The 14,276-nt window shown below is 61.0% G+C and carries 10 protein-coding genes; 6 read left to right on the top strand and 4 right to left on the bottom strand.

Annotated elements, in window-relative coordinates:
* The gene (locus VNV36_RS00715) at window positions 1-660 is read right to left on the bottom strand and encodes a GntR family transcriptional regulator (RefSeq protein ID WP_126361780.1); all 660 of its coding nucleotides are present in this window, start codon (window positions 658-660) and stop codon (window positions 1-3) included.
* A gap of 268 nt (window positions 661-928) precedes the next feature.
* Here VNV36_RS00715 and xdhA point away from each other — a divergent pair, with 268 nt between their 5' ends.
* From xdhA to guaD, 4 genes are all read left to right on the top strand, one after another.
* On the top strand, window positions 929-2,383 hold the full coding sequence (gene xdhA, locus VNV36_RS00710; protein WP_325715277.1) for a xanthine dehydrogenase small subunit: 1,455 nt from the start codon (window positions 929-931) through the stop codon (window positions 2,381-2,383).
* Window positions 2,376-4,775 (top strand): xanthine dehydrogenase molybdopterin binding subunit, encoded by a 2,400-nt coding sequence (xdhB, locus tag VNV36_RS00705; protein WP_325715275.1) that lies wholly within the window; start codon window positions 2,376-2,378, stop codon window positions 4,773-4,775. Before xdhA ends, xdhB begins: the two co-directional genes overlap by 8 nt.
* A 118-nt stretch (window positions 4,776-4,893) precedes the next feature.
* Complete coding sequence (gene xdhC / locus VNV36_RS00700; protein ID WP_325715273.1) at window positions 4,894-5,751, top strand: xanthine dehydrogenase accessory protein XdhC; 858 nt, start codon at window positions 4,894-4,896, stop codon at window positions 5,749-5,751.
* A 13-nt stretch (window positions 5,752-5,764) separates the two neighbouring features.
* Window positions 5,765-7,069 (top strand): guanine deaminase, encoded by a 1,305-nt coding sequence (gene guaD, locus VNV36_RS00695; protein ID WP_325715271.1) that lies wholly within the window; start codon window positions 5,765-5,767, stop codon window positions 7,067-7,069.
* Between the two features lie 152 nt (window positions 7,070-7,221).
* Here guaD and VNV36_RS00690 read toward each other — a convergent pair whose 3' ends face one another.
* On the bottom strand, window positions 7,222-7,986 hold the full coding sequence (locus VNV36_RS00690) for a GntR family transcriptional regulator (protein WP_325715269.1): 765 nt from the start codon (window positions 7,984-7,986) through the stop codon (window positions 7,222-7,224).
* A 354-nt stretch (window positions 7,987-8,340) separates the two neighbouring features.
* Between VNV36_RS00690 and VNV36_RS00685 the strand changes: the two genes are divergently transcribed.
* On the top strand, window positions 8,341-9,531 hold the full coding sequence (locus VNV36_RS00685) for a benzoate/H(+) symporter BenE family transporter (RefSeq protein ID WP_325715267.1): 1,191 nt from the start codon (window positions 8,341-8,343) through the stop codon (window positions 9,529-9,531).
* Window positions 9,532-9,673: 142 nt separating this feature from the next.
* Here the strand turns inward: VNV36_RS00685 and VNV36_RS00680 are convergent, their stop codons facing one another.
* On the bottom strand, window positions 9,674-10,018 hold the full coding sequence (locus tag VNV36_RS00680) for a YggL family protein (RefSeq protein WP_016773843.1): 345 nt from the start codon (window positions 10,016-10,018) through the stop codon (window positions 9,674-9,676).
* Between the two features lie 235 nt (window positions 10,019-10,253).
* Here VNV36_RS00680 and dacB point away from each other — a divergent pair, with 235 nt between their 5' ends.
* Window positions 10,254-11,714, top strand: a complete 1,461-nt coding sequence (gene dacB, locus VNV36_RS00675) for a D-alanyl-D-alanine carboxypeptidase/D-alanyl-D-alanine endopeptidase (RefSeq protein WP_325715264.1) — start codon at window positions 10,254-10,256, stop codon at window positions 11,712-11,714.
* Window positions 11,715-11,804: 90 nt separating this feature from the next.
* Here the strand turns inward: dacB and VNV36_RS00670 are convergent, their stop codons facing one another.
* Window positions 11,805-14,189 carry a sensor domain-containing diguanylate cyclase gene (locus tag VNV36_RS00670; protein ID WP_325715262.1) on the bottom strand — a complete coding sequence of 795 codons (2,385 nt, stop codon included), beginning with the start codon at window positions 14,187-14,189 and terminating at the stop codon, window positions 11,805-11,807.
* Window positions 14,190-14,276: the final 87 nt, after the last annotated feature.

Below are 14,276 nucleotides of genomic sequence, written 5' to 3'. Positions count from 1 at the left end.
TCAGGCAACCGTCAGGGCAGACACCACCAGATCGCAACTGCGCTGGGCGTACGCCGTGAGCACGATGCGGATCTGCGGCAAATCACGAGCGAGTACGGCGGCGAGCAAGCGCTCGAACAGATCGAGGAATTCGCTCATTTCCGCCTTGCGCTGTTCGAGGGCCAGAAAGTAGGCGCGACTCATGGCGGGTTGCAGGTTCTCGACGGTTTCTTGCAGGTACGGGTTGTTGGCGAACGGATAGGCGGCGCGCATCACCGCGAAGCTGTCATCGACGAAGCTGCGGATATCGCCGCGTTCGTAGCTGGAGGTCAAGCGCTGCTGGATCTGCACGAACGGCGCCATGTCCGACTGCACCTGCCAGCCGTTGGCCACCGAATTGCCGAGCAGGATGTACAGTTCGCTCATCAGGGTGCACAGACTCTGCACCTTGTGCGGCGTCAGCTCGGTGACGTGGGCGCCACGACGCGGCAGGATCGCGATCAGGTGACGGCGCTCGAGGATCAGCAAGGCTTCGCGAACCGAACCGCGACTGACGTTGAGCGCCAGCGTGACCTTCTGTTCCTGGATGCGCTCTCCCGGCTTCATTTCGCCACGAATGATGCGTTCGGCGAGGTGGTGAGCGATTTGCTCGGCGAGGCTGTCCGGCGCCTTGAACGTCATGGTTGTCCTTCAAACTCTGTCGATGTGCACAAGCGGCGCAGTGTAGCGCAAATGCACGGTCATGGCGGAGTGCCCACTCAGCGGTTTTTGGCACGAATCCCGCAAAAAAGCGCAGTGACCGATGAAGGTCAATACTCAATAGACACGCTGTTGATCGACGCAACAGATTTTCCTGACCTTTAAGTCAGAAAACCATTGACCGAAAAGTCAGACCTGCTAAATTCGGCTCACGTCGGTTAACAACAATAATGAGTCTGCGAGGCCTTCCGTGATCCAGTTTTTACTCAACCAGGAACTCCGTAGCGAGCACGCCCTGGACCCGAATCTGACTGTGCTCAACTACCTGCGTGAACACGTGGGCAAGCCCGGCACCAAAGAAGGCTGCGCCAGCGGTGACTGCGGCGCCTGTACGGTGGTGGTCGGCGAGCTGCAGACGGATGACGATGGCCGCGAGCACATTCGCTACCGCAGCCTCAATTCGTGCCTGACGTTCGTATCGTCACTGCACGGTAAACAACTGATCAGCGTCGAAGACCTCAAGCACAAGGGCGAATTGCACAGCGTGCAGAAAGCCATGGTCGAGTGCCACGGCTCGCAGTGCGGTTTCTGCACCCCCGGTTTCGTCATGTCGCTGTTCGCCCTGCAAAAGAACAGCGATGCACCGGATCAGGCCAAGGCTCACGAAGCGCTGGCCGGCAACCTCTGCCGCTGCACCGGCTACCGGCCGATTCTCGCCGCCGCCGAACAATCCTGCTGCGGCAAGCCAGCGGATCAGTTCGACGCTCGCGAAGCCGAGACCATCGCCCGTCTCAAAGCCATCGCGCCGACCGATATCGGCGAGCTCAACAGCGGCGACAAACGTTGCCTCGTGCCGTTGACCGTTGCTGATCTGGCCGACCTCTACGATGCTTATCCACAGGCGCGCCTGCTCGCCGGCGGCACCGACCTGGCGCTGGAAGTCACCCAGTTTCACCGCACGCTGCCGGTGATGATCTACGTCGGCAACGTCGCCGAGATGAAACGCATTGAAACCTTCGAAGACCGCATCGAAATCGGCGCCGCCACCGCCCTCTCCGACTGCTACGAAGCGTTGAACGCCGAATACCCGGATTTCGGCGAACTGCTGCACCGCTTCGCCTCGTTGCAGATCCGCAATCAGGGCACCCTCGGCGGCAACATCGGCAACGCCTCGCCCATCGGTGACTCGCCGCCGCTGCTGATCGCCCTCGGCGCGCAGATCGTGCTGTGCAAAGGCGCAACCCGCCGCACCCTGAACCTGGAAGATTACTTTATCGACTACCGCGTCACGGCGCGGCAGGAAAGCGAGTTCATCGAAAAAATCATCGTCCCGCGCGCCAGCGCCGAGCAGTTGTTCCGTGCCTATAAAGTGTCCAAGCGTCTGGACGACGACATCTCCGCCGTGTGCGCCGCGTTCAATCTGCGCGTGGAAAACGGTGTGATCAGCGATGCCCGGGTGGCCTTCGGCGGCATGGCGGCGATCCCGAAACGCGCCGCACATTGCGAAGCCGTGCTCAAAGGCGCGACGTTCAGCAACGCCGTGATCGAACGCGCCTGCGCCGCTCTGGCTGAAGACTTCACGCCACTCTCGGACTTCCGCGCCAGCAAGGAATATCGCCTGCTCAGCGCGCAGAACCTGCTGCGCAAATACTTCATCGAACTGCAAACACCGCACATCGAGACTCGGGTGACCGCTTATGTGTAACCATCACGCCGCAGAGAAGACTCAAGCTGAACTGGCCGAACTGTTCGCACGGGAACTGACCACCGGTGTCGGCCGCAGCGTCAAGCACGACAGCGCCGCCAAGCACGTGTCCGGGGAAGCGCAGTACATCGATGATCGTCTGGAATTTCCCAACCAGTTGCATCTGTATGCACGCCTGTCGGACCGCGCCCACGCGAAAATCATCAGCATCGATACCCGGCCGTGCTACGCCTTCGAAGGCGTGCGCATCGTCATTACCCACGAAGACGTGCCGGGGCTGAAAGACATCGGCCCGCTGATGCCGGGCGACCCATTGCTGGCGATTGATGACGTGCAGTTCGTCGGCCAACCGGTGCTGGCGGTCGCGGCGAAAGATCTGGAAACCGCACGCAAAGCGGCGATGGCGGCGATCATCGAATACGAAGATCTCGAGCCAATACTCGATGTGGTCGAAGCCCTGCGCAAACGCCATTTCGTACTCGACAGCCACACCCACCAGCGCGGCGATTCGGCTGGCGCGCTGGCCACGGCGGAGCATCGAATTCAGGGCACGCTGCACATCGGCGGCCAGGAACATTTTTATCTGGAGACGCAGATTTCCTCGGTGATGCCCACTGAAGACGGCGGGATGATCGTCTACTGCTCGACGCAGAACCCGACCGAGGTGCAGAAACTGGTCGCCGAAGTGCTCGACGTGTCGATGAACAAAATCGTCGTCGACATGCGCCGCATGGGCGGTGGTTTCGGCGGCAAGGAAACCCAGGCCGCGAGCCCGGCGTGCCTGTGCGCAGTGGTCGCGCACCTCACCGGCCAGCCAACCAAGATGCGTCTGCCGCGGGTCGAAGACATGCTGATGACCGGCAAGCGTCACCCGTTCTACGTGGAATACGACGTCGGCTTCGACAGCAACGGGCGTCTGCACGGGATCAACATGGAACTGGCCGGCAACTGCGGCTGCTCGCCGGACTTGTCCGCTTCGATCGTTGACCGTGCAATGTTCCACTCGGACAACTCGTACTACCTGGGCGATGCGACCATCAACGGTCATCGCTGCAAGACCAACACCGCGTCGAACACCGCTTATCGCGGCTTCGGTGGCCCGCAGGGCATGGTCGCGATCGAAGAGGTGATGGACGCCATTGCCCGCCACTTGCACCTCGATCCGCTGGCAGTGCGCAAGGCCAACTATTACGGCAAGACCGAGCGCAACGTCACCCACTACTACCAGACCGTCGAGCACAACATGCTCGAAGAGATGACTGCCGAACTGGAAGCAAGCAGCCAGCATGCCGAGCGCCGCGAAGCGATCCGCCGCTACAACGCCAACAGCCCGATCCTGAAAAAAGGCCTGGCGTTGACCCCGGTGAAATTCGGCATTTCCTTCACCGCCAGCTTCCTCAATCAGGCCGGTGCACTGATCCACATCTACACCGACGGGAGCATCCACCTGAACCACGGCGGCACGGAAATGGGCCAGGGCCTGAATACCAAAGTCGCTCAAGTCGTGGCCGAGGTGTTCCAGGTGGAAATCGATCGCGTGCAGATCACCGCGACCAACACCGACAAAGTGCCGAACACCTCGCCAACCGCGGCTTCCAGCGGCGCCGACCTGAACGGTAAGGCCGCGCAGAACGCAGCGCAAACCATCAAGCAACGCTTGGTCGAATTCGCCGCGCGACACTACAAGGTCAGCGAAGAAGACGTCGAATTCCGCAACGGCCACGTGCGGGTGCGCGAACAGATTCTGACCTTCGAAGCGCTGATCCAGCAGGCGTATTTCAATCAGGTCTCGCTGTCGAGCACCGGCTTCTACAAGACCCCGAAAATCTACTACGACCGCAGTCAGGCCCGTGGCCGTCCGTTCTATTACTTCGCTTTCGGCGCAGCCTGCTGCGAAGTGATCGTCGACACGCTGACCGGCGAATACAAGATGCTGCGTACCGACATTCTTCACGACGTCGGTGCCTCGCTGAACCCGTCCATCGACATCGGCCAGGTCGAAGGCGGCTTCGTTCAGGGCATGGGCTGGCTGACCATGGAGGAACTGGTGTGGAACAAGAAGGGCAAGCTGATGACCAGCGGCCCGGCCAGCTACAAGATCCCGGCCGTGGCCGACATGCCGCTGGATCTGCGGGTGAAGCTGGTGGAAAACCGCAAGAACCCGGAAGACACGGTGTTCCACTCCAAAGCCGTCGGCGAACCGCCGTTCATGCTCGGGATCGCCGCGTGGTGCGCGATCAAGGATGCCGTGGCGAGCCTGGGCGATTACCGGCATCAGCCGAAAATCGACGCGCCGGCGACGCCGGAGCGGGTGTTGTGGGGCTGTGAGCAGATGCGCCAGCTGAAAGCTGCGAAAGCCGTCGAAGCTGAAACCGAGCTGGCTCCGCTGTAAAGACCGAGGCGCGGCCATTCGCGAGCAGGCTCGCTCCCACAGGGCCATGCATTGCCAATGTGGGAGCGAGCCTGCTCGCGAAGATGCCGGCACAGACAACGAAGATGTCGAGGTGAACATGTACAACTGGATCGACGCCCTCGCCGACCTGCAGAACCAGGGCGAGCCCTGTGTGCTGGTGACGATTATCGAAGAACTCGGCTCGACACCACGCAATGCCGGCTCGAAAATGGTCGTCAGCGCCAATCGCTGTTTCGACACCATCGGTGGCGGCCACCTGGAATTCAAGGCCATGCAAATCGCTCGCGAAATGCTCGCGAGCGGCAAGCAGGACACACATCTGGAGCGTTTCAGCCTCGGCGCCAGCCTTGGCCAGTGCTGCGGCGGCGCCACGGTGTTGCTGTTCGAACCGATGGGCCAGGTGCAGGCACAGATTGCCGTGTTCGGTGCCGGCCACGTCGGTCGCGCCCTCGTGCCGCTGCTGGCCAGCCTGCCCTGCCGGGTGCGCTGGATCGATTCGCGCGAAGCGGAGTTCCCCGAACACATCCCCCATGGCGTGCGTAAAATCGTCAGCGAAGAGCCGGTGGATGAGGTCAATGACCTGCCCGCCGGCAGTTATTGCATCGTCATGACCCACAACCACCAGCTCGATCTTGAGCTGACCGCCGCGATCCTCAAGCGCAACGACTTCACCTGGTTCGGCCTGATCGGCTCGAAAACCAAACGCGCCAAATTCGAACACCGCCTGCGTGATCGCGGTTTCGACCCCAGCGTCGTGCAACGCATGCGCTGCCCCATGGGCATCGGTGAAGTCAAAGGCAAGCTGCCGGTGGAGATCGCCATCTCCATCGCTGGCGAAATCATCGCCACTTACAACGCCAGTTTCGGCCAGCACACTGCCAGCGCCGAACCGATTGCCCGACTGCTGCCCGTTTCGCGCCGCAGTCAGGCCGCCAAACTCAAAGCCTCAAACTGATTAGAGAACCCTCATGCCTCTGACTCGCAAAGCCTACCGCGCCGCCATCCTGCACAGCATCGCCGACCCCGCCGAAGTCGGCATCGAAGCCTCCTACGAATATTTCGAGGATGGTCTGCTGGTGGTCGATGACGGCAAGATCAGCGCCCTCGGCCACGCCAGCGACCTGTTGCCGACCCTGCCGGCGGAAATCGAGATCAACCATTATCAGGATGCGCTGATTACCCCGGGCTTTATCGACACCCACATTCACCTGCCGCAAACCGGCATGGTCGGCGCCTACGGCGAGCAGCTGCTCGACTGGCTGAACACCTACACCTTTCCATGCGAAAGCCAGTTCGGCGACAAGGCCCATGCCGATGAAGTGGCGGATATTTTCATCAAGGAACTGCTGCGCAACGGCACCACCACGGCGCTGGTATTCGCCAGCGTGCACCCGCAGTCGGCGAATTCGTTTTTCGAAGCCGCTGAAAAGCTCGACCTGCGCATGATCGCCGGCAAGGTGATGATGGACCGCAATGCCCCGGACTACCTGGTCGACACCGCCGAATCAAGCTACATCGACAGCAAGGCGTTGATCGAGCGCTGGCACGGCAAGGGCCGTCTGCACTATGCAGTGACCCCACGTTTCGCACCGACCAGCACCCCGGAGCAATTGACGCTTGCCGGGCAATTGCTGAGCGAATATCCGGATCTGTACATGCAGACCCACATCAGCGAAAACCTCAAGGAAATCGAGTGGGTCAAGGAGCTGTTCCCGGAGCGCAAGGGCTACCTCGACGTCTACGACCACTACCGGTTGCTCGGCGAACGCTCGGTGTTTGCCCACGGCGTACACCTGTGCGATGAAGAGTGCGCGCGGCTGGCGGAAACCGGCTCGGCGGTCTCGTTCTGCCCGACCTCGAACCTGTTCCTCGGCAGCGGCCTGTTCAACCTGCCGATGGCCGAGAAGCACAAGCTCAACGTCGGCCTCGGCACGGACGTAGGCGGCGGCACCAGTTTCTCGTTGCTGCAAACCCTTAACGAAGCCTACAAGGTGATGCAGTTGCAGGGTGCGCGATTGAGCCCGTTCAAGTCGCTGTATCTGGCGACCCTGGGTGGTGCGCGGGCGCTGCGTCTGGAAGATAAAATTGGCAACCTGCAACCGGGTTCCGATGCCGACTTCCTGGTGCTGGATTACCACGCCACGCCGCTGCTGAGCTACCGCTTGAAGCAGTCAAAAGATATTGCCGAGACGTTGTTCGTGCTGATGACCCTGGGAGATGACCGCACGGTGGCACAGACGTATGCGGCGGGGGCGTTGGTGCATCAGCGCTAAGCTTTTTCCAAGGCATAAAAAATCCCCCGGTGGTGTACATCCCGGGGGATTTTTGTTGCCGTCGAATAGATCAAAAGATCGCAGCCTCGTTTCACTCGTCAGCTCCTACAGGGGAATGCGTTCCATGTAGGAGCTGCCGAAGGCTGCGAGCGTTAGAGCTTGGCGCTCGAGCGCCCCGGCTTCTTGGTCTGCAACAAATGCGAGAACACCGCATGCAGGTCATCCGACGCACCTTCCTCGTCGAGGTTGAGCTTGCTGTCGATGTGATCCATGTGATGCATCATCAGATTGACCGCCAGCTCTGCGTCGCGCTTTTCGATCGCGTCGATCAACTGCGTGTGTTCGTCGTACGAGCAATGCGAGCGGTTGCCGCTTTCATACTGGGCGATGATCAGCGAGGTTTGCGAAACGAGGCTGCGCTGGAAGCTGATCAACGGTGCATTCATCGCCGCTTCCGCCAGTTTCAGGTGAAACTCGCCCGACAGACGAATACCGGCGCCACGATCGCCGCGAGAGAAACTGTCGCGCTCGTCGTTGACCATCTGCCGCAATTCGGCAATCTGCTCGGCGGTGGCGTGCTGCACGGCCAATTCAGTGATCGCGCGCTCGACGAGACGCCGGGCGAGAAACACCTGACGCGCTTCTTCAACGCTCGGGCTGGCAACGACAGCGCCACGGTTCGGCCGCAACAGCACCACGCCTTCATGGGCCAGACGCGACAGCGCGCGGCGAATGATGGTGCGGCTGACCCCGAAGATTTCCCCCAGCGCTTCTTCGCTCAACTTGGTGCCGGGCGCCAGACGTTGTTCGAGGATGGCCTCGAAGATATGTGCGTAGACAATATCGTCCTGGGTACCGCTGCGGCCGGCTTTGCCTGCTCGCGGTTGTTTCTTGAGGGGTTGCAACTGTTCGTTCATGGGCACTCGAGTCGGGAAAACTGCGGCGATGAGACCGTGACTGTAATACGGCACAGCAGGTCGCTGGCAAGTATCGCGTAAAAAACAGCGCGATTGTACACAATGAATGGTGGCAACACGACTGTACGGCTGTTTGCGCCTTCGGCTGTATTGCAACGGATGGCAATGTTTGAGTTTAGGCTTGATCGCAGAATCCGCCGCCCGAACACCATCCACTTTGCAGGAGCTGCCGAAGACTGCGATCTCTTGATCTTGCTTCTCCAAATCAAAGTCAAAAGATCGCAGCCTTCGGCAGCCCCTACAGGGATTCGCGTTGAGGCGGACCTCTTCATTGGTATAAGGAACTTCGCCGTCATGTCCGACGCCACCCACGCCCGCCTGCGCCCTCTGGCCGACACCTCTCCCTCCGCCATCGTCGCCGGCTTCATCGCGATGATGACCGGTTACACCAGCTCGCTGGTGTTGATGTTTCAGGCCGGGCAAGCGGCCGGCCTGACCAGCGGGCAGATTTCTTCATGGATCTGGGCCATTTCGATCGGCATGGCGGTGTGTTCGATCGGTCTGTCGCTGCGCTATCGCACGCCGATCACCATCGCCTGGTCGACGCCCGGCGCAGCGCTGCTGATCACCAGCCTGGGCGGCGTCAGTTATGGCGAGGCGATCGGCGCCTACATCACGTGCGCGGTTCTGGTGACGATCTGCGGCATGACCGGCAGCTTCGAACGGTTGGTGAAAAAGATTCCGGCGTCTTTGGCGGCGGCTTTGCTGGCGGGGATTCTGTTCAAGATCGGCAGCGAAATCTTCGTCGCCGCGCAACACCGCACCGGACTGGTGCTGGGAATGTTCTTCACCTATTTAGTGATCAAACGCCTGTCGCCACGCTACGCCGTCCTCGCCGCGCTGCTGATCGGCACCGCGTTGTCGGGCTTCATGGGGCTGCTGGATTTCAGCGGCTTTCATCTGGAAGTAGCAACGCCGGTATGGACCGCGCCGCACTTTTCATTGGCCGCGACCATCAGCATCGGTATTCCGCTGTTCGTGGTGGCGATGACCTCGCAGAACATGCCCGGCATCGCCGTATTACGCGCTGACGGCTACAACGTGCCGGCCTCGCCACTGATCACCACCACCGGCATTGCCTCGTTGCTGCTGGCGCCTTTCGGTTCGCACGGCATCAACCTGGCCGCCATCAGCGCGGCGATCTGCACCGGCCCGCATGCCCATGAGGATCGCAACAAGCGCTACACCGCCGCAGTGTGGTGCGGCGTGTTCTACGGGATTGCCGGGGTGTTCGGGGCGACGCTGGCGGCGCTGTTTGCGGCGTTGCCCAAGGAACTGGTGCTGTCGATTGCCGCGCTGGCGCTGTTTGGCTCGATCATCAACGGTTTGAGCATCGCCATGAGCGAAGCGAAGGAACGCGAGGCAGCGCTGATCACCTTTATGGTCACGGCGTCGGGGTTGACGCTGTTTTCCATTGGTTCGGCGTTCTGGGGAATTGTTGCAGGGGTGGTGACGCTGGTGATTCTGAATGGGCGTAAAGCTTGAAAGCAAATATCGCAGCCTCGTTGCACTCGTCAGCTCCTACAAAAGTTCGCGTCCCCTGTAGGAGCTGTCGAGTGCAACGAGGCTGCGATCTTTTGATCGACGAAAAAAAACGGCGACCCGAAGGTCGCCGTTTTTTTTAGTATCACTTGGCCGCGTTGATCGGCTTTTCCGGATACCACACGTCCAGCAGCGGGCTGACTTCGTACTTGGTCAGCTCGGAACGGTTTTTCAGCCAGGCTTCAACGGCAGCGCGCTGCTCTTCGTTGACCGAGCCACGCTTCTGCAGGCACACCAGACCGAAGTCGTCGCCGCCGACATAGCCCAGACCGTTGGCTTCCATGGCTTCTTTGATGAATGCTTCGAGGAAAGCGTCAATGGCTTCTTCGGACAAGTCTTCTTTGAAGTCCAGGTTCAGTTCGAAACCCAGCTCTTGAAATTCATCAACGCACAGTTTTTTGCGCAGACGCTGGGAACGGTTAGTCGCCATTGGAACAATCCTCTTAAGTAATAACGGCCGGCACTTTACCAGTTTAAGCCGGCGATTGCCCGACTCTCTGGCCGCTGCGGCCGACCGCCGGTAAAAAAATAACCGATCGGCCACCCCTGACACGGCACAAGCTGTTACAGCTTGGGGCATAATGCCGACACTTTCATGACCACTGAGGGCCTTTTCATCCATGCCCTCGTCTTTTTTTCCCCTCTCCAGCAGGGTTTTATTTCATATGATCAAATCGTTGCGTCCACTGCTTCTCGCCGGCCTCCTTCTGCCTCTGGCCCTGCCTGCTTCCGCTGCCACCATCAACACTTCCCTCACCCCGAACGTTGAAAAAGCCCTCAAGGCCAGCAAGCTGCAGCCCACCGCGCTGTCGCTGGTGATGGTGCCGCTCGACGGCCCGGGCACGCCGACCGTGTTCAACGCCGATGTGTCGGTCAACCCGGCCTCGACGATGAAACTGGTCACCACCTACGCGGCGCTGGAAATGCTCGGCCCCAACCATCAGTGGAAAACCGAGTTCTACACCGATGGCGATCTAAGCGGCGGCATTCTCAATGGCAACCTCTACCTCAAGGGCGGCGGTGACCCAAAGCTGAATATGGAAAAACTCTGGCTGCTGATGCGCGACCTGCGCGCCAACGGCGTCACCCAGATCACCGGCGACCTGATTCTCGACCGCAATTTCTTCGTACAACCGCAATTGCCGGAATTCAACGATGACGGCAACGACGACAACAAGCCGTTTCTGGTCAAGCCCGATTCGCTGCTGGTCAACCTCAAAGCCCTGCGCTTCGTGGCCCGCAATGACGGTGGCCGGGTACTGATTTCGGTGGAACCTCCCATTGCCAGCATCCGCATCGAAAACACCGTCAAGGCGCTGCCGTCCAAGCAATGCACTGGCGGCGTACGCTACAACCCGGTGCCGCAGGCCGATGGCAGCGTGACCGTGACCGTCGGTGGCCAGTTGGGTGAAGGCTGCAGTTCGCAGACTTACCTGTCGCTGCTCGACCACGCGACCTACACCGCTGGCGCCGTACGGGCGATCTGGAAGGAACTGGGCGGCAGCATTCAAGGCAAGGATCGTCTGGCGCCAACGCCGAGCAGCGCGAAACTGCTCGCCCGTGCCTACTCGCCGGATCTGGCGGAGATCATCCGCGACATCAACAAATACAGTAACAACACCATGGCCCAGCAGTTGTTCCTAAGCCTCGGCCAGCGTTTCCGCAACGACGCCGACGGTGATGACGCCCGGGCAGCGCAGCGCGTGGTGCGTCAGTGGCTGGCGAAGAAAGGCATCACCGCGCCGCATCTGGTGATGGAAAACGGTTCCGGCCTGTCGCGGGCCGAGCGCGTCAGCGCGCGTGAGATGGCCAACATGTTGCAAGCCGCCTGGCACAGCCCGTATGCCGCCGAATACATCAGCTCGCTGCCGATCGCCGGCACCGACGGGACCATGCGCAAACGCCTGAAGACCACGGCAATGCGCGGCGAAGCCCACGTCAAGACCGGCACCCTGAACACCGTACGCGCGATTGCCGGCTTCAGCCGTGATGTAAACGGCAATACCTGGGCGGTGGTGGCGATCCTCAACGACAAGGCTCCGTTTGGCGCCTCGTCGGTGCTCGATCAGGTGCTGCTGGATCTGTACAAACAGCCGAAACTGCCGCAGACCGCTTCGGTCCTGTAACCCTCAAAAGCAAAAGATCGCAGCCTTCGGCAGCTCCTACAGGAGTCCTCATAACCCTGTAGGAGCTGCCGAAGGCTGCGATCTTTTGATCTAACCTAACTCCCGCTCCACCCGATCCCGGCCATTCTGCTTCGCTGCATAAACCCCGGAATCGGCACGCAACAGCAGAGCATCCGCGCCTTCCCCCGGGCGCCAGCCGGCGATGCCGAAACTGGCGGTGACCACGCCTACCACGTCCACCGGCGCGCTACGCAAGCCTTCCCACAATTCCATCGCGAGCATGTAGGCGTGTTCGCCGTCGATGTCCGGGCACAGCACCATGAACTCTTCGCCGCCCAAGCGGCAGAACACGTCGGTGCGGCGCAGGCGATGGCCAATCCGCTCGCACACCGCTTGCAGCACGCGGTCGCCCACCGCGTGGCCGTAATGATCGTTGATGCGTTTGAAGTGGTCGATGTCGAGCATGATCACCGACAACTCGCCGCCGCCGCGCTCGACCCGGGCCATTTCGGTGGTCAGGCGCTCCTGGAAATAGCGACGGTTGTAAATCCCGGTCAGCGAATCGGTGATCGACAGCGCACGCAATTCTTCCTCCACCCGCTTGAGATCGGAGATATCCGAGATATAGCCGTGCCACAGCACCCCGCCACCGGGCAGCTCTTCCGGTGTCGCTTCACCGCGCACCCAGCGCAGGCCGCGCTCGGGCAATTGCACACGATATTCCTCGCGCCATGGGCTGAGGTTTTCCGCTGACTCGCGGATCGATGCGCGCACGCGAATGGCATCTTGCGGGTGGATGCGACTGAAGATCGCCTCGGCGTCGAACAGCAGCGCGTCCGGCTCCAGTTCGTAGATCTCGCGGATACCGTCGCTGGCGTAGATCACGCTGAAGCGCCCGTCGAACTCCATCCTGAACTGATAAATGCCACCAGGAACATGAGCGCTGAGTTTCTTCAGCAACACATCGCGCGCCGCCAGCACCTCGTGGACACGCTTGCGTTCGGTGATGTCGATGCAGATCGCCAGATGCCCGACCCACAGGCCCTGCTCATCGAGTACCGGCGTGGCGAGCATGTTCACCGGCAGATGACTGCCATCGCTGCGCACGAGCGTCCACTCGCGCGCCTCGTGGCCGCCGACTTCGCCGCCTTCGACCAGCATCGCGTGGCAGGTCGGGATGCTTTTGCCGTAACGCGCACTCAACTCGGCGGCGCGCGCGGCCAGTTCCCGCGGCAAATGCAGGTTCTCCAGGGTCATGCGCCCGACGACTTCGGCGCTGCTGTAGCCAAGCATCTGCTCGGCACCGGGGTTGAAGGTATTGATCACCCCGCGCAGATCGGTGGCGATGATGGCGACCTGGGTGGCGGCATTCAACACGCCGCGCAACTGGCCGTGAGTACCGCGCAGTTCCTGCTCGCGCTCATGCAACTCCTGGGTGCGCACCTGGACCAGACGCACCGCGCGCTGACGCTGACTGACCAGCACGTAAAGCAATGCGCTGAGCAACAGGCTGAGCAATCCGCCGAGGATGATCACGCTGCTGACCGACGAATGGTTGGCCTGCATGAACGCCTCGCTCGGCAGGATATCGACTTGGTAGTCGTGGTCGGCCATGCGCAGCAGTCGCGTCGCCGCCAGATCGCCGGGCACCGCCTCATTGCTCGACTCGAACAGTGCCTCGTGCTGGTCGTGGGTCGACAGATCGAGAATGCGTACCCACAGATAATCGTGCAGGGCATCCGGCAAGCCGTCGGCCAGCAACTGGCGCATGCTGATCACCGCCATCACATAGCCGAACGGCTGCGACTCGCCCGGGCGACTGACCGGCGCCAGCAGCAACACCCCACGCGCGTAGGACGGCTCGATCCCGACCAGATGCATCGGTTGCGACACCACCAGACTGCCGACCCGGTCGGCACGTTGCAGGGTTTCGCGGCGCAAGGGTTGGGCGAGCAAGTCGTAGCCCAGCGGTGGAGCCAGTCGGCTTTGGGTCTGGGTGTACAGCACCGGCACGTATTCATCGCGCGGCGCCGCCAGCTGCAGTTCGCCCTTGGCATCCAGCTCACGAATGGTGAAGGTGCTCAGGCCTTCATCGCGCACTCGTTGTTCGAACGCGGCACGCTCGGCGCCGCTGACCCTTGGGGCAAACGTATAGGCTTGGGTGCGCAGCAACAAAGGACGGGAGTAACCGTCGAATTCGGCACGGGACACCGATTGGGAGTTGGTGAAGAACCGGCGCAGTCCATCGAGGCGTTGCTCCTGATCCTGAAAGCGTTCGGCGATGCGGCTGTAGCGTTCGTTGGCCAGCAGTAGAAAGCGCTGACGCGTTTGTTGCTGGAACTGATTGAAGGTGCCCCACGCCAGCAACCCGGTGAGAATCCCGCCGGCAAGCAATACCAACAGCACCACCAGCCAGGCGGAGACGTCTTCGCTGATGAAACCGAGGATTTTCGGGCGCACGGGGTGCAACGACATAGAGACAACTCGCTACGCCAGATTCACGGGAAAAACCCCATTGGCGGTGTGTGAGTTATAGCTATTAGCCACTAATTTAGCCAGCTC

Source organism: Pseudomonas sp. (assembly GCF_035554175.1).
Lineage (GTDB): Bacteria > Pseudomonadota > Gammaproteobacteria > Pseudomonadales > Pseudomonadaceae > Aquipseudomonas.
This window is presented reverse-complemented; position numbering and strand designations above follow the sequence as displayed.

Excerpts from the sequence above, each read along its gene's own strand:
- xdhB (WP_325715275.1), top strand. The coding sequence starts at position 2,376 with ATGTGTAACCATCACGCCGCAGAGAAGACTCAAGCTGAACTGGCCGAA.
- VNV36_RS00680 (WP_016773843.1), bottom strand. The coding sequence starts at position 10,018 with ATGGCGACTAACCGTTCCCAGCGTCTGCGCAAAAAACTGTGCGTTGAT.
- VNV36_RS00685 (WP_325715267.1), top strand. The coding sequence starts at position 8,341 with ATGTCCGACGCCACCCACGCCCGCCTGCGCCCTCTGGCCGACACCTCT.
- xdhC (WP_325715273.1), top strand. The coding sequence starts at position 4,894 with ATGTACAACTGGATCGACGCCCTCGCCGACCTGCAGAACCAGGGCGAG.
- VNV36_RS00690 (WP_325715269.1), bottom strand. The coding sequence starts at position 7,986 with ATGAACGAACAGTTGCAACCCCTCAAGAAACAACCGCGAGCAGGCAAA.
- dacB (WP_325715264.1), top strand. The coding sequence starts at position 10,254 with ATGATCAAATCGTTGCGTCCACTGCTTCTCGCCGGCCTCCTTCTGCCT.
- VNV36_RS00715 (WP_126361780.1), bottom strand. The coding sequence starts at position 660 with ATGACGTTCAAGGCGCCGGACAGCCTCGCCGAGCAAATCGCTCACCAC.
- VNV36_RS00670 (WP_325715262.1), bottom strand. The coding sequence starts at position 14,189 with ATGTCGTTGCACCCCGTGCGCCCGAAAATCCTCGGTTTCATCAGCGAA.
- guaD (WP_325715271.1), top strand. The coding sequence starts at position 5,765 with ATGCCTCTGACTCGCAAAGCCTACCGCGCCGCCATCCTGCACAGCATC.